This window comes from Pseudomonas sp. R45(2017) (assembly GCF_002112305.1).
GTDB lineage: Bacteria > Pseudomonadota > Gammaproteobacteria > Pseudomonadales > Pseudomonadaceae > Aquipseudomonas > Aquipseudomonas paraglycinae.
This window is the reverse complement of record NZ_NEHH01000003.1, coordinates 69,954-94,579: the sequence shown is the minus strand read 5'-3', so window position 1 is coordinate 94,579 and position 24,626 is coordinate 69,954. Positions and strand designations below refer to the sequence as shown.

Below are 24,626 nucleotides of genomic sequence, written 5' to 3'. Positions count from 1 at the left end.
CCCCTTCTTTGTACCGGCAGACCGGGCGCTTACGCGTCCGGTGCAGCCTTGGCAGCCGGCTCACTGTTTTCGTAGATATACAGTGGCTTGGACTTGCCTTCGATCACGCTTTCATCGATCACGACTTTGCTCACCTCGGACTGCGAGGGGATTTCATACATCGTGTCGAGCAGCACACCTTCGAGAATCGAACGCAGGCCACGGGCACCGGTTTTACGTTCCAGGGCACGCTTGGCGACCGATTTCAGCGCGTCGGAACGGAATTCCAGATCCACGCCTTCCATCTCGAACAGCTTGGCATACTGTTTGGTCAGGGCATTTTTCGGCTCGGTGAGAATCTGCATCAGCGCAGCCTCATCCAGCTCGTCCAGCGTCGCGAGGACCGGCAGACGACCGACGAATTCCGGGATCAGACCGAACTTGACCAGGTCGTCAGGCTCGACTTCACGCAGGGACTCACCGACTTTCTTGCCTTCTTCCTTGCTGCGCACTTCTGCGTTGAAACCGATGCCACCCTTGGTGGAACGGTTCTGAATGACCTTCTCCAGACCGGAGAATGCGCCACCGCAGATGAACAGGATGTTGCGGGTATCAACCTGAAGGAATTCCTGCTGCGGATGCTTGCGGCCACCTTGCGGCGGAACCGAAGCGACCGTGCCTTCGATCAGTTTGAGCAAGGCCTGCTGCACGCCTTCCCCGGAAACGTCCCGGGTAATCGACGGGTTGTCGGACTTGCGCGAAATCTTGTCGATTTCGTCGATGTAGACAATGCCCATCTGGGCTTTCTCTACGTCGTAATCGCACTTCTGCAGCAGTTTCTGAATGATGTTCTCGACGTCTTCACCCACATAACCCGCCTCGGTGAGGGTGGTTGCGTCGGCGATGGTGAACGGAACGTTCAGCAAGCGGGCCAGGGTTTCGGCCAGCAGGGTTTTACCGGAGCCTGTCGGGCCGATCAGCAGGATGTTGCTCTTGCCGAGTTCGACGTCGTCAGCCTTTTTGTCACGCTGGTTCAGACGCTTGTAGTGGTTGTACACCGCTACTGCCAGAACCTTTTTGGCACGTTCCTGACCAATTACATACTGATCAAGGATGCCGCTGATTTCTTTAGGCGAAGGCAATTTATGCGCGCTGCTTTCGGCCTGTGCTTCCTGCACCTCCTCGCGGATGATGTCATTGCACAGGTCGACGCACTCGTCGCAGATAAAGACCGAGGGGCCGGCAATCAATTTGCGCACTTCATGCTGGCTTTTGCCACAGAAGGAGCAATAGAGCAGCTTGCCGTTGTCCTCGCCGTTGCGGGTGTCAGTCATTCGTTCGATCCAAATCCGATAGGCTTGCAACACAAGATGAAGGCTATTGCGGGCTTTTTCAAGCCCGCCGCTGATCAGACGCGCCGACCAAGCCTATTTTGAGCTGCTTATTTTAAGCTGGGCGCTGGTTGATCACTTCGTCGATCAGACCGTATTCCTTCGCAGCTTCTGCACTCATGAAGTTGTCGCGGTTGGTGTCGCGCTCGATTTCTTCAAGCGTACGGCCGCTGTGCTTGGCCATCAGCGTGTTCAGACGCTCGCGGATGAAGAGGATTTCCTTGGCATGGATTTCGATGTCCGATGCCTGGCCCTGGAAACCGCCCAGTGGCTGGTGAATCATCACGCGCGAGTTCGGCAGGCAGAAACGCTTGCCGGGTGCACCGGCTGTCAGCAGGAATGCGCCCATGCTGCACGCCTGACCGATACAGGTAGTCGATACGTTTGGCTTGATGAACTGCATGGTGTCGTAGATCGACATGCCCGCTGTCACCGAACCGCCCGGGGAGTTGATATAAAGATGGATGTCCTTGTCCGGGTTTTCCGCTTCAAGGAACAGCAATTGCGCGCAAATCAGGTTGGCCATGTAGTCCTCTACAGGACCCACCAGAAAGATCACTCGTTCCTTGAGAAGACGCGAGTAGATGTCATAGGCGCGCTCGCCACGAGCAGATTGCTCGACAACCATCGGGACCAGGCCGCCGGCGGCCTGGATATCAGAGTTCTGCTGAATATAGGAATTACGGAACATGCTCTGCAGTCACTCCCAAATAGTCATGTCTTGAATACGCATAAGCCAGCTCGAAGGCTGGCTTATGGTGTGTGCTTCTAACGCAAAAACAATCAGTCGGCTTTTGGAGCTTCTACCGGCTTGACCGCTTCTTCGTAAGAGACCGATTTGTCGGTCACGCTAGCTTTCTGCAGAACAGTATCCACAACTTGTTCTTCCAGCACAACCGAACGGACTTCGTTCAGTTGCTGCTCGTTCTTGTAGTACCAGGACACGACCTGCTCAGGCTCTTGGTAAGCCGAAGCCATTTCCTGAATCATTTCGCGAACGCGGGCTTCGTCTGGCTTCAGGTCGAACTGCTTGACCACTTCAGCAACGATCAGACCCAGTACAACGCGACGCTTGGCTTGTTCTTCGAACAGCTCGGCCGGCAGTTGGTCAGGCTTGATGTTGCCGCCGAACTGCTGAACAGCCTGCACGCGCAGACGGTCAACTTCGTTGGACAGCAGAGCCTTAGGCACTTCGATCGGGTTGGTGGCCAGCAGACCGTCCATTACCTGATTCTTGACCTTGGATTTGATCGCCTGACGCAGTTCCCGCTCCATGTTCTTGCGAACTTCGGTGCGGAAACCGTCGATGCCGCTTTCCTTGATGCCGAATTGAGCGAAGAACTCTTCGTTCAGCTCAGGCAGTTTTGGCTCGGAAACGGTGTTTACAGTCACGGTGAACTCGGCGGTTTTGCCGGCCAGGTCCAGGTTCTGATAGTCCTCTGGGAAGGTCAGGTTCAGAACGCGCTCTTCGCCGGCTTTAGCGCCGACCAGGCCTTCTTCGAAGCCTGGGATCATGCGGCCGGAACCCAGCACCAGCTGAGTGCCCTTGGCGGAACCGCCAGCGAATACTTCGCCGTCAACCTTGCCAACGAAATCGATGTTCAGCTGGTCTTCGTTCTGGGCAGCGCGATCGGCCACTTCGAAACGGGTGTTCTGCTTGCGCAGGATGTCCAGCATCTTGTCCAGATCGGCGTCGGCCACTTCAGCGCTCAGACGCTCGACGGTGATGCCTTCGAAGCCGGCAACGGTGAACTCAGGGAACACTTCGAATACGGCTACGTATTCCAGGTCCTTGCCAGCTTCGAGCGACTTAGGCTCGATCGACGGCGAACCGGCCGGGTTCAGCTTCTGCTCAACCACAGCTTCGTAGAAGGAGGACTGGATCACGTCGCCGATCGCTTCCTGGCGCGCATCAGCACCGAAACGGCGCTTGATTTCGCTCATTGGCACTTTGCCTGGACGGAAGCCAGCAATCTTGGCCTTTTGGGCAGTCTGCTGCAGACGCTTGTTGACCTGAGTCTCGATGCGCTCAGCCGGCACGGTGATGCTCATGCGGCGCTCAAGAGCAGTAGTATTTTCAACAGAAACTTGCATGGATATTCCTCGTTGCACAGACGTTAGCCGGCCGTTTCCGACCCAAGAATCAAGGGCAAGCATTCTAGTAGGTCAAACTCAAGAAGTCACCCTACTGAAAACGGGTAAAAAAACAGCAGGCCATTTGAAGGCGGGGACAAACGGTTGCGCCTCGCCCTGTTAGCAAATACAGCCAATTCAAGCCAGGGCTCTGCGCCAACCTCTTCTATATATAGAGGCGGTTGAATCATCTCCCTGACAGCCGACCTCGCAAGCAAGGCCGACGGGCAGTGCAGCATCATCGAGCAACATTGATACGACGAAGCACCCTGCCCTGCGACCCGAAACCTGCAGCCGCCAAAATCCGAAACCGTAAAACAAAAAAGGCGCCAGACTGTTAAATCTGGCGCCTTTCGGAATATGGGGTGGACGATGGGGATCGAACCCACGACAACGGGAGTCACAATCCCGTGCTCTACCAACTGAGCTACGCCCACCATATTGCGTGCCAAAGAAGCCAAACAACTTCTTTGTAGAACTTCACCCGGCCAACGGCATGAATGAAGCTTTGATTGGTGCGGATGAAGAGACTCGAACTCTTACGCCTCGCGGCGCTGGAACCTAAATCCAGTGTGTCTACCAATTCCACCACATCCGCGGATGAAGCTTTTTAAAGCAAAGGCGCCAGACTGTTACATCTGGCGCCTTTCGAAATATGGGGTGGACGATGGGGATCGAACCCACGACAACGGGAGTCACAATCCCGTGCTCTACCAACTGAGCTACGCCCACCATATCGCGTTACTTGTGCCAATGCTGCCTAATGGCGCACCCGGCAGGACTCGAACCTGCGACCATCCGCTTAGAAGGCGGATGCTCTATCCAGCTGAGCTACGGGCGCCTTGTTAGCTGTACCCTTGGAGGACTACAAACTAAGTGCTTTCCAGTCGTTCGAAACCTTGATTTCGTTCGACCTTCTTAACCAGTGCTAGGCTGTGCCCGACAAGTGCGACGAATAGTATAGAGCGACCTGAAGGTCGTCAAATCCTTTTTGAAAAAAATTCATTTAATTAAAGGGCTTAGGGGAATTTGCTGACCAAGCGCCTTTGCCCTCACCGTTTGACATGCGAGAATGCGTTCTCTTTTTTTCCCCTCTCGATGGTTAATCACGCGCAATGACTGCACAACTAATCGACGGCAAATCAATCGCCGCCAGCCTGCGCCAGCAGATCGCCCAACGGGTAGCCGAACGTCGCGAGCAAGGCTTGCGTACTCCCGGCCTCGCGGTGATCCTGGTCGGCAGCGATCCTGCCTCTCAGGTTTATGTCTCGCACAAGCGTAAAGACTGTGAAGAGGTCGGCTTCCTCTCTCAAGCCTACGACCTGCCTTCCGAAACCACTCAAGAAGCGCTGACCGATCTGATCGATCGACTGAACGACGACCCGGCAATCGACGGCGTTCTGCTTCAACTTCCCCTGCCGGAGCACCTGGACGCCTCCAAACTGCTGGAGCGCATCCGCCCGGACAAGGACGTCGACGGTTTCCATCCTTATAACGTCGGCCGTCTGGCCCAGCGCATTCCGCTGCTGCGCCCGTGCACCCCGAAGGGCATCATGACCCTGCTGGAAAGCACCGGTGCCGATCTGTACGGGATGGACGCAGTCGTTGTCGGCGCTTCCAACATCGTCGGTCGCCCGATGGCGATGGAACTGCTGCTGGCCGGTTGCACCGTGACCGTCACCCACCGCTTCACCAAGGATCTGGCCGGCCACGTCGGCCGCGCCGATCTGGTGGTCGTGGCCGCCGGCAAGCCGGGCCTGGTCAAGGGCGAGTGGATCAAGGAAGGCGCGATCGTGATCGACGTCGGCATCAACCGTCAGGACGACGGCAAACTGGTCGGTGACGTCGTGTATGAAACCGCCCTGCCCCGCGCTGGCTGGATCACTCCGGTCCCGGGCGGCGTCGGTCCGATGACACGCGCCTGCCTGCTGGAAAACACCCTCTACGCGGCAGAATCCCTGCACGCCTGAGTCGCGTTTTCCGCACTCCGAGAACCCCGCCTTGTGCGGGGTTTTTCATGCCCTCGAAAAAACCTTTACCGTTCGCCGGAAACCCCTATTTTTACAGGGCTTTTCACGACTTTTTCATGCCCTTCAAACAACCATCGACAGTTCTTCAGCCATACTCCTAAAATGCGTCGTTTTTACGACACAGGCCGTTACAAAATACGGCATTTCCAACCTTCATGAGTTCGCCCGCGTGAATATTCGTCTGTCCATCCTGAGCCTGGTTTTTGCATTTTCAGGCACGCTCCTCACGCCAACGGTCAACGCCGCCGAAACTACCGCTGCCCCTCGAGACGCTTCGCAATTGAAGATTGCCTCCGGCAGCGCCCTGCTGATGGATCTGCAGACCAACAAAGTCATTTATTCCAGCAACCCGGACGTGGTGGTGCCCATCGCTTCCGTGAGCAAATTGATGACCGGTTTGGTAGTGGTCGAAGCGCACCAGAACATGGACGAATGGATTGACGTCGACATCAGCCGCACACCGGAAATGAAAGGCGTGTTTTCCCGCGTCAAACTGCGAAGCGAACTGCCCCGCCGAGAGATGCTGCTGATTGCCCTGATGTCCTCGGAAAACCGCGCTGCCGCCAGCCTGGCTCACCACTACCCGGGCGGTTACGCGGCGTTCATCGCAGCGATGAATGCCAAGGCCAAGGCGCTGGGCATGACCAGCACCCACTTTGTGGAACCCACCGGCCTGTCCGAGCGCAACGTTTCCACCGCTCGCGACCTGAGCAAGTTGCTGGTGGCTGCGCACAAACAGCCGCTGCTCATCGAGCTGACCACCACCAAGGAAAAGACCGTCTCGTTCCGCAAACCCAATTACACCCTGGGTTTCCGTAACACAGATCACCTGGTCAACAAGGCTGACTGGGATATCCGCATCACCAAAACCGGCTTCACCAACCCGGCCGGTCACTGCCTGGTGCTGGTGACCCGCATGGCCAACCGTCCGGTAGCCCTGGTGATTCTCGACGCGTTCGGCAAATACACCCACTTCGCCGATGCCAGCCGCATCCGCAGCTGGGTGGAAACCGGCAAGAGTGCCAACGTCCCGGCCGTGGCTCAGCAATACAAGGCCGACAAAAACCTCAAGAGTCGCCAGAGCGGAGTGATCGAAGCCTCCAAGTAATCCGTCACCCATGAAAAAGCCCCGAATCATCGGGGCTTTTTCATTTATGCAGTCAGTCGTTGGGCAACGGCATCTTGTCGTCATCGGGAATGCCGTCACCGGCACTCGAGTCGCGGGAATGCTCTGGCGTGACCACCGCCGGACGCGCCAGCGGATCGCGCATGGGGCTGTCCGGATCCAGCACCGGATCAACTTCCGGCTCAGGGGTGGTGGGCACACTGTCAGGTTTGTGGTCGTCGAAACTCGAATCGGTACTCATACGCACCTCGCTTCAAGGCTTGAGATCAGCCAAGGGATCGTAAGGCTTGGCCGGACGCTTGGGATCATCGCCCGGTTGCACATCCTTCGGCGCCTTCGCCGGGCCAATGGGATCGACTTGCGGATCGTCCAGGTCAGGCGAGTCCGGATCGAAACCCAGGTCGTCGCCACTGCCATGCTCGGAAGAATGTGGCCCGCTGGGTGAATTGGGGATTGCCATGTTCATCTCCTGATACCAGGCCCGTAAAACACGGGACGCTACAGTTCAGAAGCGCATCCCCCGCCAGGGTGCCCGACAAGCGACGAACGGAACCTCAGTGCTGTGCCAGCGCCTTTCTCGCCTGCGCCGCTTCCCGCTCCTGCCCGGCTTGCGCCAGTGCATCGGCGGCCTTGAGCCAGCGCTGTTGATCGACCGCCGCCGGAACCTGCGTCGGCTTCTGGATCAACACCGCCCAGCCACCAGATTTTTCGAGGGCCGCCTCGAACGAGCTGAAGCTCATCAATTCACGGCGATTCATCCCGGCGCGCAGCAGCACCTTCTGCTTCAAGCGATCGTAGCCGGAGAGGATCGCGTAGCGCGGCTCCGCCCAAAACGCCGAACCCTCGCTGAAACGCACCATCACCGGATACCCGGCCGCCACCTGAGTCAGCAGCGCCGGCAGATTGCTGTCCAGCGGATACACGACCATGCCGTATTCACGGGCAAGGTTCTGCAGATTCTGTTGCAGCTTGTCCTCGGCGCCCGGCAAATGCAGCGGCTTTTCCAGCAGACCCGGCGTGATCACGATGCCCTGCTGCGACAGCAGACTGGCCAGCACTTGCGGCCCGCTTTGATAGGCCTCACCGCGATAGAAGGTGCCACTGAGCTCGACCCGCTCCGGCAGGCGCTTGACCTCTGGCGCCACACTGCCCGCACACCCCACCAATGCTGTCACGCAACCGGCCACCAGCAGCGCCGCGCGGATCCGGGAAAATAGCTGCACCATCATCACTCTCTTGATCAGTTACCGGTCATCGTGTTCCGGCTTGGTCGAGGATCATAGGACGGCGCCACGCTGCGGTATAGCCCAAAGCGGCAGATGCATCGGCTGCATAGAGCGAACTGATTGGTCACCACCGACCTTTGGTCAATAGCTTGAAACACGCCAGCGACTAGACTGTCTTTCAGACAAGAGCCAAAGAGCGAGCGCCCGACGCAGGGCAAAGAGGAGGCACAGATGAGCCTGACCATGACCATCGTAATGCTGATTGCCGGCTGGCTGGCCGTTGCCGCCGCCATGCTGTGGGGCGTGTTGCGGATTTCCCGCCGCCATCACCACCCGGTACAACCTGCACCGACCAGGAAGTTCGAGAAACACGACGCCCGTCACGCCACCGCGCACTGACTTTTCTGTAACCGACACAAACAAAAAGGCCGCCTGGACTCTCGCGAGTTCAGGCGGCCTTTGGTTTTCCAGCGGTTACGCCTCTGCTGTCAGTTTCTTCTGTTTGGCGCGGCGCGACATCATGTTCAGCACTTCAATCGCAGCCGAGAACGCCATGGCGGCATACACATAACCTTTTGGTACGTGGGCGCCGAAGCCTTCGGCGATCAGCGTCATGCCGATCATGATCAGGAAGCCCAGAGCCAGCATCACCACCGTCGGGTTGTCGTTGATGAACTTGGCCAGCGGATCAGCCGCAAACAGCATCACCAATACCGAGACAACAACTGCAATCACCATGATCGGCAAGTGTTCGGTCATGCCGACAGCGGTAATGATGCTGTCGATCGAGAACACCATGTCCAGCATCAGGATCTGCCCGATGGCGGCGGCAAAGCCCAGAGTCACCTTCGACGTCGCGGTCTTCGGATCTTCCGGTGCCGGGTCCATGCTGTGATGGATTTCCGTGGTGGCTTTCCACAACAGGAACAGGCCGCCGGCGATCAGGATCATGTCCTTCCAGGAGAACGCGTGGCCGAGAATCTCGATGACCGGCGCGGTCAGCTGAACGATGAACGCGATGGTGCTCAACAGTGCCAGACGCATGATCAGCGCCATGCCGATCCCCAGACGACGGGCCTTCTGCCGGTACTGCTCGGGCAATTTGTTGGTCAGGATCGAGATAAAGATCAGGTTATCGATGCCAAGCACGATCTCCATCACCACCAGTGTGGCCAAGGCAATCCAGGCGGTCGGGCTGGCGGCGAGTTCTAACAGATATTCCATGGGTCAGTCCTGACTCTGTGTAAGACGGTTTAGATTTCCTGGGAGGACGATTCGGATTTTTCTTCGTCGTCTTTCGGTTCTTTCTTGCTGATCAGATTGCCGGTGGCATCGCTAAGCGCCTCTTCGGCAACTTTATGCGTGTCGTCGATGGCTTGCTTGGCCGCTTCGGCCGCCTGCCCCATCAGTTGCTGGGCGCTTTTTTCGGCCTGGTCGCAACCGGCCAGTACCAGTAAAGACGCGATCAACAACGCCGTAGTTTTTAGTTTCATGATGCTTCCCTCGATAGAACAGACAGCGCCGTACAGACCGGCCGTCGATGGCTGGGCATTCTAGGGAGACAAACACTTCAGGAAAATTCGTATTTTTAGCGGCTATACTTCGATTTATACGAACTGTATTTGACGGACCGAACCCCATGCTCAATTACCGACAACTGCATTACTTCTGGGTGGTGGCCAAGACCGGCAGCATCGTGCGCGCCTGCGAGCAACTGAACCTGACGCCGCAGACCATCAGCGGGCAGATTTCCCTGCTCGAACAGACCTATGGCATCGAGTTGTTTCAACGGGTCGGCCGGCAACTGGAGCTCACCGAGGCCGGGCGCCAGGCCCTGCCCTACGCCGAGCAAATGTTCCAGCTCGGCGGCGAACTGGAGCTGATGCTGCGCGCCCAGCCCAATGAACAGCAGATCCTGTTCCGGGTCGGCGTGGCGGATGTGGTGCCCAAATCCATCGTCTATCGCCTGATCGCGCCGACCATGGAATTGAGCGAGCCACTGCGCATCACCTGCCGCGAAGACAAACTCGAACGCCTGCTGGCGGATCTGGCGATCCAGCGTCTGGACCTGGTGATCTCCGACAGCCCGATGCCCTCGCACCTGGACATCAAGGGCTACAGCCAGAAACTCGGGGAATGCGGGATCAGTTTCTTCGCCACCGCCGAACTGGCAGCGCAATACGGACAGGATTTCCCGCGCAGCCTGCACGGTGCACCACTGTTGATCCCCGGCGCGGAAACCGTGGTGCGCAGCCGTTTGCAGCGCTGGTTCGCCGAGCAGCAGATTCAGCCAAGGATTGTCGGGGAGTTCGATGACAGCGCTTTGATGCAGGCGTTCGGCCAATCCGGCAGCGGGATTTTCATTGGCCCGAGCGTGATTGCCGATGAGGTGAAGCGCCAGTACGGCGTCGAGTTGATCGGCCAGACCGACGCGGTGAGCGAGTCGTTCTACGCGATCTCGGTGGAGCGCAAGGTCAAGCACCCCGGCATCAAAGCGATTACCGAAGGTGCCCGACGCGAGCTGTTTACAGCGTTTTAAGCCGGAGCGCAGACGTCGCGCGGCTTGAGCACCATCAACACCATGGCGAGGAAAATCGACAGCAGAATGAACCCGGCAGCGGCGAAGCCCACAAAGCCGAGGCCGGCGCTGTCGATCACTCGACCGCCAATGATCGCGCCCAGACCAATCCCGAGGTTGGCCCCGGCAATGTTCAGCGACGCGGCGAAGGCCGGCGCTTCCGGTGCGGCTTTCATCAAGCGCACGTGACTGACCAGAAACAGCGCCGCCTGAGTCACGCCCCAGATGCCCATCGCCGCCGCCAGACCCAGCGACGAATTGATGTTCGGCACCAGCGCCACCATCCCCGGGATCATGAACGCGCAGAACATCACCGAGGCCATCAGCGGATGACGATCCACCGCACGACCACCCAACGAGTTGCCGATCAGACCGACCGCGCCAAAGCCCATCAGGCACCAGCCGACCACGGTGCCATTGAAGCCGGCCAGACGCTCGAGGATGTCCGCCAGATAGGTGTAGGCGGTGAACATGCCGCTGAACACCAGGATCGACAGCAGCACATGGCCCAGCATCAGCGGGCTGCGCAGGATCTTGAACTGCGAAGCGAAACTGACCTGATGCTGGTGAAGACTGGTTTTCGGCAGATAGACAAACAGCAGCAGCGCCTTGGCGAACGCGATCACCGCCAGAATGGCGAACGCACTGCGCCAGCCGAACGCATCGGAAATCAGCGTGCCGACCGGAATGCCGAACACGGTGGCGCAGACGATGCCGAAGCCGATCTTGGCGATCGCGCGACCGGCGAAGTCCGGGCCGACGATGTCCACCGCCGTTTCACTGGCCAGCGCCCAGAACACCGGCAGCCCCAGCGCCGGGATCAGTCGGGCAATCGCCATGACCCAGATGTTCGGCGCCAATGCCGCGACGGTATTGGCCAGACCGAACATGATCAGGATGGTGATGAACAGTTTGCGGCGCTCGAAACGGGCGAAATATGCGGTCAAGAAAGGACCGAACATTGCCACGGTGAAAGCGAATAGAGTCACCAGCAGCCCGGCCTGCGGGATGGTGACGGCCAGGTCGCGAGCAATCGCCGGCAACAGGCCGACGATGACGAACTCCGTGGTCAGCACCGTGAACCCGGCGGCGGACAACAGAAGGATGGGCAACAGCATGAGGAACTCCAGCAAAACGACGACACCAGCGCTGACCCGAAGGCCCGCTGGCAGAACTTGAAAATAAGGATGCGCAATCTTAACAGAGTGTTTCCCGAGTGACTTGCACAAACCTGTCTAAGTTGCAGAGGGATCCGGTGGCAGATCGTCACAGGTCTGAAGGATCCGGACGACGCTGTGATAAAGTCCGCGCCCTGCAAAACGTACACCCTGTTCAACCACCCGTTTAACGGTGTGGCTGGCGCGTCAGTCCTTTCGGTTTGTGTCCGTGGCCTGCCCCCGATCAATCGCCCGGATCACGTAACCTTGCACCCTATAAAAACAGAGATGCCGTTATGACCGCTTCATCCCCTTCTCTATTGCAACGTCTTAAAAGCCTTAGCCTGGTCACCCAGATCCTGATCGGCCTGATTGCCGGCATCGCCCTTGCGCTGTTCGCGCCGGAAGCGGCCAAAGGCACAGCCTTCATCGGCAAAGTGTTCGTCTCGGCCCTGAAAGCCGTGGCGCCTATCCTGGTGTTCGTGCTGGTCATGGCCTCGATCGCCAACCACAAGCACGGCCAGGAAACCCACATCCGGCCGATCCTGTTCCTTTACCTGCTGGGCACCTTCGCCGCTGCCGTGGTCGCGGTGATTGCCAGCATGATGTTCCCGTCGCATCTGGTGCTGTCCACCGACAATATCGCGGTAAGTGCGCCGGGCGGCATCAGTGAAGTGCTGCAAAGCCTGTTGCTGAGCGTGGTCGACAATCCGGTGAGCGCACTGATGAACGCCAACTTCATCGGCATTCTGGCCTGGGCCATCGGCATGGGCGTGGCGATCCGGCACGCCGGTGACACTACACGCGAAGTGCTGGGCGATCTGTCCAATGGCGTTACAGTGATTGTCCGGGTCGTGATCCGTTTTGCGCCACTGGGTATTTTCGGCCTGGTGGCATCGACCCTGGCCACCTCCGGATTTGGTGCATTGATCGGTTACGCGCACCTGCTGGCGGTATTGCTGGGCTGCATGCTGTTCGTGGCGCTGGTGATGAACCCGTTGATCGTGTTCTGGAAGCTGCGTCGCAATCCGTACCCGCTGACGCTCCAGTGCCTGCGTGAAAGCGGCATCACTGCGTTTTTCACCCGCAGCTCGGCGGCGAACATTCCGGTCAACCTGGAACTGAGCAAGCGCTTGGGCCTGCATGAAGACACCTACTCGGTGTCGATCCCGCTCGGCGCCACCATCAACATGGCGGGTGCGGCGATCACCATCACCGTGCTGACCCTCGCCGCCGTGCACACCTTGGGTATCGCCGTGGACATCCCGACCGCGATCCTGCTCAGCGTCGTCGCTGCGATCTGCGCCTGCGGTGCCTCGGGCGTGGCCGGTGGTTCGCTGCTGCTGATCCCGCTGGCGTGCAGCCTGTTCGGCATCCCGAGCGAAATCGCCATGCAGGTGGTGGCCGTCGGTTTCATCATCGGCGTGCTGCAGGATTCGGCCGAGACGGCGCTGAACTCCTCCACCGACGTGCTGTTCACCGCCGCCGCGTGCCTGGGCGAAGAGCAGAAAACCCAGCGCCCGGCATAAAAAACCGACGCAACAAAAAGCCCGCCAAGGCGCAAACCTTGGCGGGCTTTTTATTGCGCAGCGTTTTAGAACGCGCCCATGTAATCGCGCTTGCCCACTTCCACACCGTTGTGACGCAGCAGTGCGTAGGTGGTGGTGACGTGGAAGAAGAACTGCGGCAGGCCGTAGCTCAGCAGGTAAGCCTGGCCACTGAAGCGCTTCTCTTTCGGGGTGCCCGGACGAGTTACAATCTCGATGCCTTCCTTGCCATTGATCTGCTCTGGCTTGATCTCGCCGATGAAGGCCAGAACCTTGGCGATCAGCGCTTGCAGCTCGGCGAAGGTGGTTTCGGTGTCGTCATATTTCGGGATTTCGATTTCGGCCAGACGCGAGGACACACCTTTGGCGAAGTCCACGGCGATCTGCACCTGACGCACCAGCGGGAACATGTCCGGGTACAGACGCGCTTGCAGGAAGGCGTTCGGGTCGATGTTTTTCTCGGTGGCGTGGGCTTCAGCCTTTTTCAGCACATCGCTCACGGCGTTGAGCATTTGTTGGAAAACCGGGACGGATGCGGCGTACAGGGAAATGGTCATGGCAGTCTCACGTGGTGGCTGGTTGAATCGTGGGGGCGATTATAGCCATGCTCGCAGGGCGGCGCGGCTTGTCTTTTATCCAGCAAGGATTAGGCTAGGCGCCTTCGACTGCAGAGGGAACGCGCGATGACCACCGAATTTGAAACCCGCTCCGACGAACCACGGCTCAACGCCACGGAAATCCGCATTCTGGGCTCGTTGATCGAGAAACAGGCCACCAGCCCGGAAACCTACCCGTTGACCCTCAACGCGCTGGTGCTGGCCTGCAACCAGAAAACCAGCCGGGAACCGGTGATGAACCTGACCCAGGGCCAGGTCGGCCAGAGCCTGCGCGCTCTCGAAAGCCGCGGTTTCGCCAAACTGGTGATGGGCAGTCGCGCCGACCGCTGGGAGCACAAGGTCGACAAGGCGCTGGAGCTGGTGCCGGCGCAATTGATTCTGACCGGATTGATGTTCCTGCGCGGCCCGCAGACCGTCAACGAACTGCTGACCCGCAGCGGTCGCATGCATGAGTTCGAAGATTCAGAACAAGTGGTGCATCAGCTGGAACGCCTGATCGCCCGGGAGCTGGCGGTATTGATTCCGCGTCAGGCCGGCCAGCGCGAAGATCGCTACACCCACGCGCTGGGCGATCCGGCGGACATCGAGGCGATTATCGCGGCGCGCCAGAACCCGAGTGATCGCGGGGCTGCCAGCGGCGTGTCAGTGGAGCGCATCGAAGAGCTGGAGGCGCGGATTGCGGCACTGGAAGAGCGTCTGGCCCGCCTCGAAGAATAAGCGCACCGGGGCGGCGTTATTCGCCGTCCCAGTAATCCACCCCGTCCGCCTGCCGCGCCACCGCGACGAATCCCGAGGCATTGCCTTCGGCATCGACGCTGAAGTTGTCCATCACCGCGTATTTGTTCGAATCCGGGTACTCGCAGATTTCCGGTTGCTGCTGGGTGCTGACCGCCAGATAGCGCAGCTCCGCAGCACTGGTATTGATGATCTGATGCGCGGCTTCCGGGCCGCCCGGCGGACAGGCGATCACGTCACCGGCGCGGATCGGGAAACGTTCGGCGCCGAGGCGCACCTCCCCTTCCCCGGCCACCACGTAAAACATTTCCTCATTGACCCGATGACTGTGAAACGGACTGCCGCGCATGCCCGGCGGCAACGCATACAAGCGGTAACCGAGTTTCTGCGCGCCCAGTTGCTGACCGACCCGGGCGAACCGTTGCTGATAACGTCCGGCGGCTTCGCCCTCAGGGGCCAAGGATTCGGGAAGCGGTTCGAGTTCGACGTCATTCAGGTTGAGAATGGGCGGATGCATGCAAACCTCGGCTTTTGTGATGAGCAAGTCTGTACTTGCTGATCCGGCAGTATAGGCAACGGCAAATCCGGGCGGATATGCCGTTGCTCAGGCTCCATCAGCTACGGGCAAACGCCACCGCCGCATCGAACTGCTCGACCGTCGGCCGCACGCCGGTGTACAGCACGAACTGCTCAAGCGCCTGGATCGCGATCACTTCCAGCCCGGTGATCACTTTTTTGCCTTCGGCACGACCGCGCACGATCAGCGGGGTTTCCGAGGGGATCGCCACCACATCGAACACGGTGTCGGCAGACTTGATCACATCCACCTCAAAAGAAAGCTGACCCGCTTCCGGACCGCCATCCATCCCGACCGGAGTCACGTTGATCAACATCTGCGGGCGCTCGTCACCCAGTTCCGCCTGCCAGCGATACCCGAGTGAATCCGCCAGCGCACGGCCGGCGCGCTCGTTGCGGGCCACGATCAAACCGTTTTTGTAACCGCCATCGCGCAAGGCACTCGCCACAGCCTTGGCCATGCCGCCGCTGCCACGCAGGGCAAAGGTCGAGCCCTTCGGCACCGCGTGGGTTTCCAGCAACTGAGCGATGGCGATGTAATCGGTGTTGTAGGCCTTGAGATGGCCGTTGGTGTTGACGATGGTGTTGATCGACTGGATCGCCGCCGCCGAAGCATCCAGTTCATCGACCAGCGCAATGCAGGCTTCCTTGAACGGCATCGACACCCCGCAACCGCGAATCCCCAGCGCGCGGATCCCGCCGACCGCACCGGGAAGGTCTTGGCTGCTGAACGCCTTGTAGTAGAAATTCAGACCCAGTTGTTCATACAAATGGTTATGAAAACGCAGACCGAAATTCCCGGGACGCCCAGACAGGGACATGCACAATTGGGTGTCTTTGTTGGGGTTCATCTGCATGGGAGGCTCCTTCGAATGCACTTTCGGATGGACGGGATTAGCCAGGCCATCGGGTTCTGAACGATCATAAGGCGGTCTGTTCCGGGCATCACAGCCGATGCCGGAAATCCGGTAAACAAACCGGTACAGACCTTACACAAAATTTACCTAGCGGCCGTGCTGTTTTTCAAAATGTTGCTGTCTTAGAAGTATCCCCGCGCCATCCCGAGCCTGTTGCAGGTTCGGACGCCGGGTCGAAGAACCGAGGAATTATCATGATTCGTAAACTCCCCATCGTGGCCTTGTTGATTGGTGCATTCGCGATCACGGGTCAGGCAGAAGCCCACGGCGGTGGCTGGCAGGGCCCGGCGGTATTTGGTGCGATCGTCGGCTCGGCCATCATCGGCTCGGCGCTCATCAACCAGGATCGGCCGGTGTACGTCCAACAGCCTGTTTACGCTCAACCGGCACCGGTCTACGTGCAGCAACCGCCGCCACCGGTCTACTATCAGCCGGCCCCGGTTTATGTGCAGCAACCGGTCTACGTCCAACCGGCCCCGGTCTATTACGGCCCGCCGCGCGGTTATTACGGCCGGCCACACTATTACGGTGGCCCGCGCTGGTAACCGAAACACAAAGCCCCGCTTGAGAGCGGGGCTTTTTATTGCTCGCAGATTATGCCCACGGAAAAGCCAACCGTCCGTCGGCCAAGGTCTGAAAAAATCTCGCCAAGGTCGCTGTGGGGACAGTTTGAACCGTTAAAGTCGGCATGATGGACTCGACCGTCGGGGGCGAAACACAAACGGTCATCTATTTGTCATGACGGAACCGCACTCTGAATCCGTCCGCATACAACAGGTTGATAACAACAAGGACGACTTGAATGCCTACACAGAATCCACACCGCATCGTCGGTTTATGCACCTCGAGCAAGGTCTACAACGCCCTGACCGAGCTCAAGCACCTGGAAGGCCACCGCACGGCGAAGTTTCTCTCGCTACTGGCGGAAAACCTGGTGCGCAAGGGTTTTATCAACGAACACGAGATTGTGCACATGCTCGATCAAGTGGTGGATTGAGCCAGTCCTCACTGGCATCAATGACCACTATCGAAAGCGTTGATTGTTCCTGAAAAGGCCAATTCCCTAAGGTAGCTCCATAGATTGATGGAGGTACTTCTCATGGCTCAGGTTCAAATCATGTCCGTTATCGGCAGCGCCGTTCCCGCATCGCTCAGAGAGCTGGGCTTGCTCGCCTGCTGGTATCTGGTTCGCGACGGCGAGCCGGTCAGCGGCCCGCTCACGTCCTTGCCGGCCGCCCAGGCACTGTCACAGCAACTGGTCAACGATCCGTTCAAGGCCTAAGGCAGCTGCACTTTCGGTTTGCTCTCGATGAACAGCGCCCAGCTCGACATGAACAGGGCCGCGATCAGCGGCCCGATCACAAAGCCGTTGAGCCCGAAGACGGCCAATCCGCCCAGGGTCGAGATCAGGATCATGTAGTCCGGCATCCGGGTGTCCTTGCCCACCAGGATCGGGCGCAACAGGTTATCCACCAGACCGATCACGAATACCCCGAACAACCCCAGCACCACCCCCTGCCAGATCATCCCGCTGAGCAGAAAGTACGCCGCGACCGGTACCCAGACAATTCCCGCCCCCACCGCCGGCAGCAACGACAGAAACGCCATCAGCACCGCCCAGAGCAATGAGCTGGGAATGTCGAGAAACCAGAAAATCGCCCCGCCCAGCGCACCCTGCGTGATCGCCACCAGCAGATTGCCCTTCACCGTCGCGCGCACCACCCGATTGAATTTCAGCTGCAAACGACGTTTGTGATGCTCCTCGAGCGGTATCGCCGTGCGCACCTTGCGCGCCAGTTCGGCGCCGTCGCGCAGGAAGAAAAACAACAGGTACAACATGATGAAAAAACTCACCACGAATTCGAACGTGCCCTGGCCGAAACTGAACGCCTGGCTTGCCAGCACCTGACTGCCCTGCATGGAAGCCTTGACGATCTTCTCGCGCAAGGCATTGAGTTCACCCATGCCGAAGCGGTCGAGCAAGTGTTGAAAGTACGGCGGCAGGCTGTGCTTGAACTGCGCCAGATAGGCGCCGATATCGAGCTTGCCGCTCTCGATATTGTCGTAAAGCGTCGCCCCTTCCTGCACCAGCAGCACGCTGATGACGATCACCGGCAGGATCGCGATCACCAGGCAGATGCTCAAAGTACACAGCGATGTGAGATTGCGTTGCCAGCCGAATTTCAGTTGCAACTGGCGCTGCATCGGTGCGAACAGGATGCCGAGGATCACCGCCCAGAACACCGCGCCGTAGAACGGCAGCAGGATCCAGATAAAAGCGACCGTCACCAGAAACAGCAGCACGGTGAGGGATTTGAATTGCAGACTCTTTTGGTTCATGTCCGGTCCAGGTCAGTCAGGCGCCACCCGCGCCCGTCCCGTTTAGTCAGCCAGCGTCAGCGCGAGTGCCCTGTTTCTTCATGGAGCATAGATCCAGATCAATAAACCCTCGGCGCAACTGCTCTACCCTGCCGCGCTTTTGCGACCGACGCCGCCATGACGACCTCCTTCACCCCCGAACTGCTCGCCCCCGCCGGCACCCTGAAAAACATGCGCTACGCCTTCGCCTACGGGGCCGACGCAGTGTATGCCGGCCAGCCGCGCTACAGCCTGCGGGTGCGCAACAACGAGTTCGATCACGCCAATCTCGCGCTCGGCATCCGTGAAGCCCAGGCCCAGGGCAAGCGCTTCTACGTGGTGGTCAACATCGCGCCGCACAACGCCAAGCTGAAGACCTTCCTCAAGGATCTTGCACCAGTGATCGAGATGGCGCCGGATGCGCTGATCATGTCCGACCCCGGACTGATCATGCTGGTACGCCGACACTTTCCGCACATGCCAATCCACCTGTCGGTGCAGGCCAACACGGTGAACTGGGCGAGTGTCGAGTTCTGGCAGCAACAAGGGCTGAGCCGAATCATCCTGTCCCGTGAACTGTCGCTCGAAGAGATCGGCGAAATCCGCGAACAAGTGCCGGGCATGGAGCTGGAAGTGTTCGTCCACGGCGCACTGTGCATGGCCTACTCCGGCCGCTGCCTGCTCTCGGGTTACATGAACAAGCGCGACGCCAATCAGGGCACCTGCACCAACGCCTGCCGCTGGAAATACTCGGCGCAGGAGGCCACTGAAAACCAGCTCGGCGAGATCGTGCAGACCTTCGAACCGCAACCGACCCTCGGCCTCGGCGCCCCCACCGATCAGGTGTTCCTGTTGCAGGAAGCCAACCGTCCCGGCGAACTGATGCCGGCCTTCGAAGACGAACACGGCACCTACATCATGAACGCCAAGGACCTGCGCGCGGTACAGCACGTCGAACGCCTGACCCGCATGGGCGTGCACTCACTGAAGATCGAAGGCCGGACCAAATCGCACTTCTATTGCGCACGCACCACCCAGGTCTATCGCCGGGCCATCGACGATGCGGTGGCCGGCCGCGAATTCAACCGCAGCCTGATGACCGATCTGGAATCCCTCGCCCAGCGCGGCTACACCGAAGGTTTCCTGCGCCGCCATGTGCATGACGAATACCAGAACTATCAGAACGGCAGCTCAGTGTCGGAGCGTCAGCAGTTTGTGGGTGAACTGACCGGCGAGCGCCGGGATCGACTGGCCGAGGTCAAGGTGAAAAACCGCTTCGCACTGGGCGATCATCTGGAACTGATGACGCCCAAGGGCAACTTCCATTTTGATCTGCATGAACTGCAGAACCTGAAAGGTGAAGCCATCGACGTGGCGCCGGGGGACGGGCACACGGTGTACCTGCCGATTCCGGATGCGGTGGATTTGCGCTTCGGGTTATTGATGCGGGATATCGGCGCTGTTTAGGCCCGTGCTATCGAACGGACCAGCGGCTTCAGTTCGTGGCTGAAAACCGGTCGCGACTGTTGGTCAGGTGCAGCCACATCGCCGCACGCGCCGCATCCGGATCCTGACGCTTGATCGCGTTAAGGATCGCCTCATGCTCCAGATTCGCCAGTTGCCCGAGCTTGCTCAAATCCACCGCCCCGCGCTCGGCCGCGTTGACCCGGGTGCGCGGGATCATTGCGCTGCCCAGGTGCTGCATGATTTCGGTGAAGCAGACATTGCCGGTGGCTTCGGCAATCAGCAGGTGGAAGCGCCGGTCGGCCTCGACGCAACTGTCGTTGTTGGCCAATAGACGCTGATAGTCGTCCAGCGCCTGACGCATCTGCGCCAGTTGTTGCTCGGTGCGGCGCTGCGCAGCCAGTGCCGCCGCTTGCGTCTCCAGTCCCATGCGCAATTCGAGAATGCTGCGCACGCCCAGCGCGGTGTCGACATTCAGTCGCAACCCCTGCTCCGGTGCGCGCTCGATCACGAAGGTGCCGATGCCGTGCCGCGTCTCCACCAGCCCCGACGCCTGCAATTTTGAAATCGCCTCACGCACCACGGTGCGACTGACGCCGTGTTCCTGAACGATCGAGTTTTCCGACGGCAACTTGTCACCGGGCAACATCTGGCCGAGCAGGATGCTCTGGGTGAGTTTTTCCACCAGATCATGGGCCAGGTTGTGCGCGCGTTTACGAGCGGGAGCGTCGAGGTCTTCTTGCATGGTCGGTTCCGGTGATCGAGGCAAACCGATCGTAGCACTGGCGGCGATGACTTGTATGAGCTCCTATGAATTTCGGGGCCAAACTTGTATGACAACACTCGATTTTAGCTAGAAAACCACGCACTTCGCCGAGCAATCGCCCCACGATCACTGCCCTAGAAAGCTTTCTCATATCTGACACAACCCTTACCAAAGCCAACAAATACGGCAATTAATATCTGAAAAAGCATAAAAACCACTCCCCGTAGACAAATTTGATTGAGCACTCCCGCTTGTAGGACAAAAAAACCTAGTTGTATGATGTCTATCAACACGCAACACCAGACACACCCCGCATAAAAATAACGAGTGGGAGAAAACCAAGTGAAATCATCCATTGCCGGGATGAACGAGGGCGCCGATTCCGTGCTGTCCTCCGCCATTGCCAAAGTCAAACGCCACGTCCTGCCGCTGTTCGTCATCATGTTCATCGTCAATTACATTGACCGGGTGAACATCGGCTTCGTCCGCACCCACATGGAACACGACCTCGGCATCGGTGCCGCGGCCTACGGTTTCGGTGCCGGACTGTTCTTCATCGGTTACGCGCTGTTCGAAGTCCCTTCCAACATGCTGCTGCAAAAGGTCGGCGCGCGAATCTGGCTGACCCGCATCATGTTCACCTGGGGGCTGGTGGCCGCCGGCATGGCGTTCATCCAGAACGAAACCCACTTCTACATCCTGCGTTTTCTGCTTGGCGTGGCCGAGGCCGGATTCTTTCCCGGGGTGATCTACTACTTCACGCGCTGGTTGCCGGGGGCCGAGCGCGGCAAGGCGATTGCGATTTTCTTGAGCGGTTCGGCCGTGGCCTCGCTGATTTCCGGCCCGCTGTCCGGTCTGCTGTTGCAGATCGAAGGTCTGGGCATGCACGGCTGGCAGTGGATGTATTTCATTGAAGGGATGTTCTCGGTTGGCCTGTGCGTATTCGTCTGGTTCTGGCTCGACGCCAAACCCCACGATGCGAAATGGCTGACCCGCGCCGAGCAGGATGCGCTGGTCAAAGCGATCGACGATGAACAGAAAGCCCGCGAAGCCGCGACCCCGATCCGGCCGTCGCTGGGCAAACTGCTCAAGGATCGCCAGATCATCCTGTTCTGCCTGATCTACTTCTTCATTCAATTGACCATCTACGCCGCGACGTTCTGGCTACCGAGCATCATCAAAAAAATGGGCGAGATGAGCGACTTCCAGGTCGGCCTGTTCAACTCGATTCCGTGGCTGCTGTCGATCATCGGCATGTATGCGTTCGCCTCATTCTCGGCGAAGTGGAAACACCAGCAGGCGTGGGTCGCCACTGCATTGCTGATCGCCGCCGCGGGGATGTTCATGTCCACCACCGGCGGGCCGATCTTTGCCTTCGTCGCGATCTGCTTTGCTGCACTGGGTTTCAAATCCGCGTCGTCGCTGTTCTGGCCGATCCCGCAGGCCTATCTCGATGCGCGGATCGCCGCTGCCGTGATCGCGCTGATCAACTCGGTGGGCAACCTCGGCGGCTTCGTCGCCCCCACCACTTTCGGTTTGCTGGAACAACACACCGGCTCGATCCAGGGCGGCCTCTATGGTCTGGCCGCGACCTCGATCATCGCCGCGATCATCGTGTTCGCCGCCCGCATGACACCCAAATCCGCACCTGACGTCGCCGTGGCCGATGCCGCGCCAAAACACGCTTGAAAGGACAATCCCAAATGACCGCACACGACATCGCCAAAGCCCCGATCATCACCGAGATGCAAGTCATTCCGGTGGCTGGCCACGACGGCATGCTGCTCAACCTGAGCGGCGCCCACGGGCCGTTTTTCACCCGCAACATCGTCATTCTCAAGGACAACGCCGGCCACACCGGCGTCGGCGAAGTACCCGGCGGCGAACGCATCCGCCAGACTCTCGAAGACGCCCGCAACCTGGTGGTCGGCAGCCCGATCGGCACGTATCAGAAGATCCTCAACCAGGTGCGCCAGACCTTCGCTGACCGCGATGCCGGCGGCCGTGGCCTGCAAACCTTCGACCTGCGCATCACCATTCACGCGGTCACCGGGCTGGAAGCCGCCCTGCTCGACCTGCTCGGCCAGCACATCGACGTGCCGGTGGCGGCATTGCTCGGCGAAGGCCAGCAGCGTGATGAAGTGAAGATGCTCGGTTACCTGTTCTACGTGGGCGATCGTCGGGAAACCGACCTCGCCTACCGCAGCGAACCGGATGCCGACAATGACTGGTTCCGCGTGCGTCACGAGAAAGCCATGACCGCCGACGCCGTGGTGCGCCTGGCCGAGGCTGCCCACGCGCGTTATGGCTTCAAGGACTTCAAGCTCAAGGGCGGCGTACTCAGCGGTGATGCGGAAATCGAAGCAGTGACCGCACTGGCCGAACGCTTCCCCGACGCCCGCATTACCCTCGATCCGAACGGCGCGTGGTCATTGAAAGAAGCGATCCGTCTGTGCCGCGACCAGCATCATGTGCTGGCCTACGCCGAAGATCCGTGCGGTGCAGAAAACGGTTACTCGGGCCGCGAAGTGATGGCTGAATTCCGCCGCGCCACCGGGCTGAAAACCGCCACCAACATGATCGCCACCGACTGGCGTGAAATGGGTCACGCAATCCAGTTGCAGTCGGTCGACATCCCGCTGGCCGACCCGCATTTCTGGACCATGCAGGGTTCGGTGCGCGTGGCGCAGATGTGCCACGAATGGGGCCTGACCTGGGGCTCGCACTCCAACAACCACTTCGACATTTCCCTCGCGATGTTCACCCACGTCGCGGCCGCCGCGCCGGGCGACATCACCGCGATCGACACCCATTGGATCTGGCAGGACGGCCAGCGCCTGACCAAGGCGCCGCTGCAAATCGTCGACGGCTGCGTGCAAGTGCCGAAGAAACCGGGGCTGGGCGTGGAGCTGGACATGGATCAGGTGGCCAAGGCCCACGAACTCTATAAAGGCATGGGGCTCGGCGCGCGGGATGACAGCGTGGCGATGCAGTTTCTGATTCCGGGCTGGACGTTCGATAACAAGAAGCCGTGCCTGGTGCGCTAGGCCTGCTCAGCCTCCAGCAACCAGTGTCTGAACGCCGCCATCGCCGACGTCTCAGGCCGTGACTGCAAGCGCGTCAGCCAGTAGCTGCCGGTGGTGATTTCGATGGCAAAGGGTTGGCGGATCAGGTCCGCCGCCAGTTGCCGGGCAAACATCAACGGCGGCGCCAGTGCCACCCCGCCGCCCTGCAACGCCGCCTCCATCATCGCCAGCGACGAGTCGAACACGATGCTCTGGGGCGGCGCGGCATGGGTCGCCAGACCGGCTGCGTGAAACCACTCCGGCCACTCATCGGTGCGATAGGAACGCAGCAAACGCTGCTGCAAAAGATCCCCCGGCGCGTGCAACTGTCGGGCGATTTCCGGCACGCATAGCACCGACAACGGCGCCTCCAGCAAACGGGTCGCCTCGATGCCGTGCCACGCCCCGGCGCCAAACCGGATCGCGTAATCCAGCCCTTCGGCGGCCACGTCCACCCGGTTGTTGTTGGTCGACAGCCGCAAATCTATGAGCGGATGTTTCGCCTGAAAGTCCGCCAGCCTCGGCAACAGCCAACCCACCGCGAAGGTGCCTACCGCACCGACCGTGAGCATTTCCCGATATTGCCCGCCCGCCAGACGCTCGAGCATCTGCGCGATATGATCGAACGACGTGGTCAGCACCGGCAGCAGGGTTTCGCCCTCGCCGGTCAGCATCAGCCCACGGGGCAGGCGTTTGAACAGGATCACGCCGAGTTGCGCTTCCAGGCTTTTGACCTGATGGCTGACGGCCGCCTGGGTTACGCACAACTCCACGGCCGCACGGGTGAAGCTCAGGTGGCGCGCAGAGGCTTCAAAGGCGCGTAATGCATTCAAGGGCAATTGAGGTCGAATCATGCCAAGTCCCAAATTTTTCTAATGGCTCATCCGAGTTTTCATCGTTTGTCGAAAGACCCCGGACTGCCTAGATTTGGCGGCGCCGATCAGCCGGCCCGACGGAAAAC

Annotated in this window: 27 protein-coding genes and 4 tRNA genes; 12 read left to right on the top strand and 19 right to left on the bottom strand. The window is 59.5% G+C overall.

Annotated elements, in window-relative coordinates; translation table 11 throughout:
• Window positions 1–29 precede the first annotated feature (29 nt).
• The 7 genes from clpX to CAF74_RS07565 all read right to left on the bottom strand — a co-directional run bounded on the left by clpX (window position 30) and on the right by CAF74_RS07565 (window position 4,344).
• Window positions 30–1,313 (bottom strand): ATP-dependent Clp protease ATP-binding subunit ClpX, encoded by a 1,284-nt coding sequence (gene clpX / locus CAF74_RS07595; protein ID WP_007951558.1) that lies wholly within the window; start codon window positions 1,311–1,313, stop codon window positions 30–32.
• 112 nt (window positions 1,314–1,425) lie between these two features.
• Window positions 1,426–2,061, bottom strand: coding sequence for an ATP-dependent Clp endopeptidase proteolytic subunit ClpP (clpP, locus tag CAF74_RS07590; RefSeq protein WP_007951559.1), 636 nt, complete (start codon window positions 2,059–2,061; stop codon window positions 1,426–1,428).
• 92 nt (window positions 2,062–2,153) lie between these two features.
• Window positions 2,154–3,464, bottom strand: a complete 1,311-nt coding sequence (tig, locus tag CAF74_RS07585) for a trigger factor (protein WP_085712472.1) — start codon at window positions 3,462–3,464, stop codon at window positions 2,154–2,156.
• 400 nt (window positions 3,465–3,864) lie between these two features.
• A tRNA-His gene (locus CAF74_RS07580) sits at window positions 3,865–3,940 on the bottom strand.
• Window positions 3,941–4,016: 76 nt separating this feature from the next.
• Window positions 4,017–4,101 (bottom strand) — tRNA-Leu (locus CAF74_RS07575).
• A gap of 58 nt (window positions 4,102–4,159) precedes the next feature.
• Window positions 4,160–4,235, bottom strand: a tRNA-His gene (locus CAF74_RS07570).
• A 32-nt stretch (window positions 4,236–4,267) separates the two neighbouring features.
• Window positions 4,268–4,344, bottom strand: a tRNA-Arg gene (locus tag CAF74_RS07565).
• 274 nt (window positions 4,345–4,618) lie between these two features.
• On the opposite strand from CAF74_RS07565, the gene folD reads away from it, so the two are divergent.
• Window positions 4,619–5,473, top strand: a complete 855-nt coding sequence (gene folD, locus CAF74_RS07560) for a bifunctional methylenetetrahydrofolate dehydrogenase/methenyltetrahydrofolate cyclohydrolase FolD (RefSeq protein WP_085745913.1) — start codon at window positions 4,619–4,621, stop codon at window positions 5,471–5,473.
• Between the two features lie 229 nt (window positions 5,474–5,702).
• The gene (pbpG, locus tag CAF74_RS07555; RefSeq protein ID WP_007951562.1) at window positions 5,703–6,641 is read left to right on the top strand and encodes a D-alanyl-D-alanine endopeptidase; all 939 of its coding nucleotides are present in this window, start codon (window positions 5,703–5,705) and stop codon (window positions 6,639–6,641) included.
• Between the two features lie 52 nt (window positions 6,642–6,693).
• On the opposite strand, the gene CAF74_RS07550 is transcribed toward pbpG, so the two are convergent.
• The 3 genes from CAF74_RS07550 to CAF74_RS07540 all read right to left on the bottom strand — a co-directional run bounded on the left by CAF74_RS07550 (window position 6,694) and on the right by CAF74_RS07540 (window position 7,885).
• A complete protein-coding gene (locus tag CAF74_RS07550; RefSeq protein ID WP_085745912.1) occupies window positions 6,694–6,900 on the bottom strand; it encodes a hypothetical protein in 207 nt (68 codons plus the stop codon).
• A gap of 12 nt (window positions 6,901–6,912) precedes the next feature.
• Window positions 6,913–7,119: a DUF6021 family protein gene (locus tag CAF74_RS07545; RefSeq protein WP_064380821.1), complete on the bottom strand. Its 207-nt coding sequence runs from the start codon at window positions 7,117–7,119 to the stop codon at window positions 6,913–6,915.
• A 94-nt stretch (window positions 7,120–7,213) separates the two neighbouring features.
• Window positions 7,214–7,885: a peptidase C39 family protein gene (locus tag CAF74_RS07540; protein WP_085745911.1), complete on the bottom strand. Its 672-nt coding sequence runs from the start codon at window positions 7,883–7,885 to the stop codon at window positions 7,214–7,216.
• 231 nt (window positions 7,886–8,116) lie between these two features.
• On the opposite strand from CAF74_RS07540, the gene CAF74_RS29235 reads away from it, so the two are divergent.
• Complete coding sequence (locus tag CAF74_RS29235; RefSeq protein WP_166673431.1) at window positions 8,117–8,284, top strand: hypothetical protein; 168 nt, start codon at window positions 8,117–8,119, stop codon at window positions 8,282–8,284.
• Between the two features lie 75 nt (window positions 8,285–8,359).
• Here the strand turns inward: CAF74_RS29235 and CAF74_RS07535 are convergent, their stop codons facing one another.
• Together CAF74_RS07535 and CAF74_RS07530 are read right to left on the bottom strand one after the other, a co-directional pair.
• Complete coding sequence (locus tag CAF74_RS07535) at window positions 8,360–9,109, bottom strand: TerC family protein (protein ID WP_085745910.1); 750 nt, start codon at window positions 9,107–9,109, stop codon at window positions 8,360–8,362.
• Window positions 9,110–9,138: 29 nt separating this feature from the next.
• A complete protein-coding gene (locus CAF74_RS07530) occupies window positions 9,139–9,378 on the bottom strand; it encodes a hypothetical protein (protein ID WP_085745909.1) in 240 nt (79 codons plus the stop codon).
• A 146-nt stretch (window positions 9,379–9,524) separates the two neighbouring features.
• Between CAF74_RS07530 and nhaR the strand changes: the two genes are divergently transcribed.
• Window positions 9,525–10,424: a transcriptional activator NhaR gene (gene nhaR, locus CAF74_RS07525; protein WP_007951569.1), complete on the top strand. Its 900-nt coding sequence runs from the start codon at window positions 9,525–9,527 to the stop codon at window positions 10,422–10,424.
• Here nhaR and CAF74_RS07520 read toward each other — a convergent pair.
• A complete protein-coding gene (locus CAF74_RS07520; RefSeq protein ID WP_007951570.1) occupies window positions 10,421–11,581 on the bottom strand; it encodes an MFS transporter in 1,161 nt (386 codons plus the stop codon). The genes nhaR and CAF74_RS07520 overlap by 4 nt on opposite strands.
• A 335-nt stretch (window positions 11,582–11,916) precedes the next feature.
• Between CAF74_RS07520 and sstT the strand changes: the two genes are divergently transcribed.
• The gene (gene sstT / locus CAF74_RS07515; protein WP_085745908.1) at window positions 11,917–13,149 is read left to right on the top strand and encodes a serine/threonine transporter SstT; all 1,233 of its coding nucleotides are present in this window, start codon (window positions 11,917–11,919) and stop codon (window positions 13,147–13,149) included.
• A gap of 65 nt (window positions 13,150–13,214) precedes the next feature.
• On the opposite strand, the gene CAF74_RS07510 is transcribed toward sstT, so the two are convergent.
• Window positions 13,215–13,724 carry a DUF1993 family protein gene (locus tag CAF74_RS07510; protein ID WP_007951572.1) on the bottom strand — a complete coding sequence of 170 codons (510 nt, stop codon included), beginning with the start codon at window positions 13,722–13,724 and terminating at the stop codon, window positions 13,215–13,217.
• Window positions 13,725–13,850: 126 nt separating this feature from the next.
• On the opposite strand from CAF74_RS07510, the gene CAF74_RS07505 reads away from it, so the two are divergent.
• On the top strand, window positions 13,851–14,501 hold the full coding sequence (locus tag CAF74_RS07505; RefSeq protein WP_085745907.1) for a YceH family protein: 651 nt from the start codon (window positions 13,851–13,853) through the stop codon (window positions 14,499–14,501).
• 16 nt (window positions 14,502–14,517) lie between these two features.
• Here CAF74_RS07505 and CAF74_RS07500 read toward each other — a convergent pair whose 3' ends face one another.
• Entirely contained in the window at window positions 14,518–15,036 is a 519-nt protein-coding gene (locus CAF74_RS07500) for a cupin domain-containing protein (protein WP_085745906.1), read from the bottom strand.
• 97 nt (window positions 15,037–15,133) lie between these two features.
• Window positions 15,134–15,952, bottom strand: coding sequence for a shikimate 5-dehydrogenase (locus CAF74_RS07495; protein ID WP_085745905.1), 819 nt, complete (start codon window positions 15,950–15,952; stop codon window positions 15,134–15,136).
• Between the two features lie 254 nt (window positions 15,953–16,206).
• On the opposite strand from CAF74_RS07495, the gene CAF74_RS07490 reads away from it, so the two are divergent.
• From CAF74_RS07490 to CAF74_RS07480, 3 genes are all read left to right on the top strand, one after another.
• Window positions 16,207–16,557: a hypothetical protein gene (locus tag CAF74_RS07490; protein ID WP_007951578.1), complete on the top strand. Its 351-nt coding sequence runs from the start codon at window positions 16,207–16,209 to the stop codon at window positions 16,555–16,557.
• A gap of 257 nt (window positions 16,558–16,814) precedes the next feature.
• Complete coding sequence (locus CAF74_RS07485) at window positions 16,815–17,009, top strand: hypothetical protein (protein WP_085745904.1); 195 nt, start codon at window positions 16,815–16,817, stop codon at window positions 17,007–17,009.
• A 102-nt stretch (window positions 17,010–17,111) separates the two neighbouring features.
• Window positions 17,112–17,294: a hypothetical protein gene (locus CAF74_RS07480; RefSeq protein WP_085745903.1), complete on the top strand. Its 183-nt coding sequence runs from the start codon at window positions 17,112–17,114 to the stop codon at window positions 17,292–17,294.
• Here CAF74_RS07480 and CAF74_RS07475 read toward each other — a convergent pair.
• Entirely contained in the window at window positions 17,291–18,352 is a 1,062-nt protein-coding gene (locus tag CAF74_RS07475) for an AI-2E family transporter (protein ID WP_085745902.1), read from the bottom strand. The two genes, CAF74_RS07480 and CAF74_RS07475, sit on opposite strands and share 4 nt — an antisense overlap.
• Window positions 18,353–18,508: 156 nt before the next feature.
• Between CAF74_RS07475 and yegQ the strand changes: the two genes are divergently transcribed.
• The gene (gene yegQ, locus CAF74_RS07470; protein WP_085745901.1) at window positions 18,509–19,837 is read left to right on the top strand and encodes a tRNA 5-hydroxyuridine modification protein YegQ; all 1,329 of its coding nucleotides are present in this window, start codon (window positions 18,509–18,511) and stop codon (window positions 19,835–19,837) included.
• 28 nt (window positions 19,838–19,865) lie between these two features.
• On the opposite strand, the gene CAF74_RS07465 is transcribed toward yegQ, so the two are convergent.
• Complete coding sequence (locus CAF74_RS07465; protein WP_085745900.1) at window positions 19,866–20,579, bottom strand: FadR/GntR family transcriptional regulator; 714 nt, start codon at window positions 20,577–20,579, stop codon at window positions 19,866–19,868.
• A 363-nt stretch (window positions 20,580–20,942) separates the two neighbouring features.
• Here CAF74_RS07465 and CAF74_RS07460 point away from each other — a divergent pair, with 363 nt between their 5' ends.
• Both CAF74_RS07460 and gudD read left to right on the top strand, forming a co-directional pair.
• Complete coding sequence (locus tag CAF74_RS07460; RefSeq protein WP_085745899.1) at window positions 20,943–22,289, top strand: MFS transporter; 1,347 nt, start codon at window positions 20,943–20,945, stop codon at window positions 22,287–22,289.
• 14 nt (window positions 22,290–22,303) lie between these two features.
• Window positions 22,304–23,647 (top strand): glucarate dehydratase, encoded by a 1,344-nt coding sequence (gudD, locus tag CAF74_RS07455; RefSeq protein WP_085745898.1) that lies wholly within the window; start codon window positions 22,304–22,306, stop codon window positions 23,645–23,647.
• On the opposite strand, the gene CAF74_RS07450 is transcribed toward gudD, so the two are convergent.
• Window positions 23,644–24,519: a LysR family transcriptional regulator gene (locus CAF74_RS07450; RefSeq protein ID WP_085745897.1), complete on the bottom strand. Its 876-nt coding sequence runs from the start codon at window positions 24,517–24,519 to the stop codon at window positions 23,644–23,646. The two genes, gudD and CAF74_RS07450, sit on opposite strands and share 4 nt — an antisense overlap.
• Window positions 24,520–24,626 lie beyond the last annotated feature (107 nt).